General features: G+C 43.9%; 3 protein-coding genes. 1 reads left to right on the top strand and 2 read right to left on the bottom strand.

What is annotated here, in order from left to right; translation table 11 throughout:
- A partial coding sequence (locus MSA64_RS07125) for a hypothetical protein (protein WP_287891132.1) occupies window positions 1-268 on the top strand: 268 nt, incomplete at its 5' end.
- 129 nt (window positions 269-397) lie between these two features.
- Here the strand turns inward: MSA64_RS07125 and MSA64_RS07130 are convergent.
- Both MSA64_RS07130 and MSA64_RS07135 read right to left on the bottom strand, forming a co-directional pair.
- On the bottom strand, window positions 398-1,510 hold the full coding sequence (locus MSA64_RS07130) for a glycoside hydrolase family 172 protein (protein ID WP_287891134.1): 1,113 nt from the start codon (window positions 1,508-1,510) through the stop codon (window positions 398-400).
- A gap of 108 nt (window positions 1,511-1,618) precedes the next feature.
- Window positions 1,619-2,342: carbohydrate ABC transporter permease (locus MSA64_RS07135; protein WP_287891136.1), on the bottom strand; the 724-nt coding region annotated here is incomplete at its 5' end.

A 2,342-nucleotide genomic window follows, 5' to 3' on the forward strand; every position in this document is an offset into this window, starting at 1 on the left:
GGCACTGTGGATCGCCAGCAGAAAACGGATGCCGGATCACGGCAAGATCCGCCAGGTAGATATGGGACGGGGGCTGTTCGGTTTCGTTGTTCTGGTTCTTCTGGCATTTGTATCCACTTATGCCTATCCCATCCTTCCCGCTAGCCCGGCTCCGCTGAAAGGAGCCAAATTGTTCTTCCATATCGTGGATGATCTGGGCAAATCCTTTTTGTTCATGAATGTGATCGGAGCAGTTTTGTGTGTGGTGCGTAAGATGGGGACACGGTAGTCGCCAGGGTACCATGCAGACACAGACTTTGGCTCGTTGCTCGCGTAACTTAAAAAGCAGAGGAAATCGTTCTTCATGAACAGATTTCCTCTGCTTTTTTTTCACATATTCAGGCAAAACAATTCGTTTTTATCTTGGCCAGCGATCTTCTTTACCAGGAAGTTCCGGGAAGCTGTTATGTGGTTCTGCCTGATACCAGTATGCCACACTTGCCACATCATCCTGTCTCTCGAATAATCCTCTGTGGCCCGCACCGATCTGCTGGATCGTCACTTTCAGATCCTCGTCAAAACAGATCGGATCCTGGATATGCCAGCGGTAAAAACCTCTCATCGGCATAACATCGTCATTGTGATAGAAATTGTGAATCAACTCATCGTGAGAAGAATAATATGGATATCCCAGATAAGGTGTGCAATAATTCTGTTCCACGGTCTTACCGTCTACCTGCTTAGCAAAACTCCAGGAACCACCGAAATAATCTTCTGTTCCTGTTCCGCAGATAGTAGGATATTCTTCATCTCCGTCGATATAGAACTTAACCTCACCTTCACCCCACCAGTAACGCTCCAGTGTTGTCAGTGCCATATAAGTACCTACATAGTGACCTTTTCCTTTGACATTATCAAGGATTACATAATCTTTCTGCAACTGAGTGATCTTTTCTCTTCTCCACTGTGCATGGAAGTAAGCGATATCCTCCGGCAGTCCCTCATCATACAGGCAATAATCCACCTGGTAGAAGAATGCCGGAATTGGATTGACATGCTGGTTTTCCAGAGTGATTCTTGCTTTTTTTCTGAAAGGCATCTGGAAATAACAGTTCAATCCTCTGCTTGGCACTACTGCGATCGGCATAGAATTTACATTGCATTCTCTACCAAAACCACAGCAGAAAAAGTCTCCCAGCGGACTTTCTACAGACGGTTCCTCTTCATCATCCCAGTACATACGAAGAACCAGATCTCTCAGTACAAAGCAATCTGCGTCTGTGGTTTTTGCATCCACTGTAATCCAGATATGGTTGATTGCACCAGGTCCCTCGATCTCTGCCAGTGTCACTGTCTGACCACTTGCAATATCTCTAAGACACGGGCTTCCCTTTCTGGATGGTCCAAGATCACTGGCTGCCATACCGCCTTTTCCTTTTTCTCCTCTTGGATTTTCCGCATTGATCGCGCGGCTTTTTCTATGTTTCGCTAATGCTAAATTACTTAAAGTCCCACCAAATTCGTTATACATTGTTACATCCTCCTTCTGGTTTGCAAATAATATCAGGTTTAGTACTACTGTTCACTTCATTCACAAGAACTCGTTTCACAGGTTAATGCTCCTATGAACAATTACCAATTATGCTTTTACTCCTCCTGCCATTATACCATCCATAATCTGTTTTTCAAAGACTGCTACGAAAATAATAATCGGTAACAGGATGATCCAACCCATGGCACTTACCAGATCCCACGGAACACCATACATGTTATCTCTAAGTGGCAGCTGTACAATTGCAACAGACAGCACCTGGATATCATTGGAGTAATACAACGGAGTAAAGAAGTTATTCAGACAGGTGATAAAGTTAATGATACAAACTGTAGCAATTGCAGGTTTCATCAGCGGTAAGATCACTTTGAATAATCTCTGAATAAAATTCGCTCCGTCAATGGCTGCTGCTTCTTCCAGGGAAACCGGGATCTCCGATGCAAAGTTCTTTAAGACCAATACAGTAAATGGAACGACTGCGCTGATATAAAGAATGATCAGACCCGGATAAGTGTCATACAGTCCTACTGCTCTCATGAATTCATACAACGGTCTTGCTGTTACAACTTCCGGAATCAACATTGTTGCAACAATGAATGCGAAGGCAATGCTGATCCCCTTTGTTCTGAATCTTGAAAATCCATATGCCGCCATGGCACAAAGAACAGTACTTACCACAATTGTGATACCTACGATCAGAACTGTGTTTCCGATTTTATCAAAAAGCCCTACGTTCTCTATCAGGAATTTGTAGCTTTCCAGTGTCGGGTGATCCGGAATATAGTCGATTGGCATCTTGAACAATTCACCC

It is taken from the genome of Oliverpabstia sp., assembly GCF_022785585.1.
Classification (GTDB): Bacteria; Bacillota; Clostridia; order Lachnospirales; family Lachnospiraceae; genus Oliverpabstia; species Oliverpabstia intestinalis.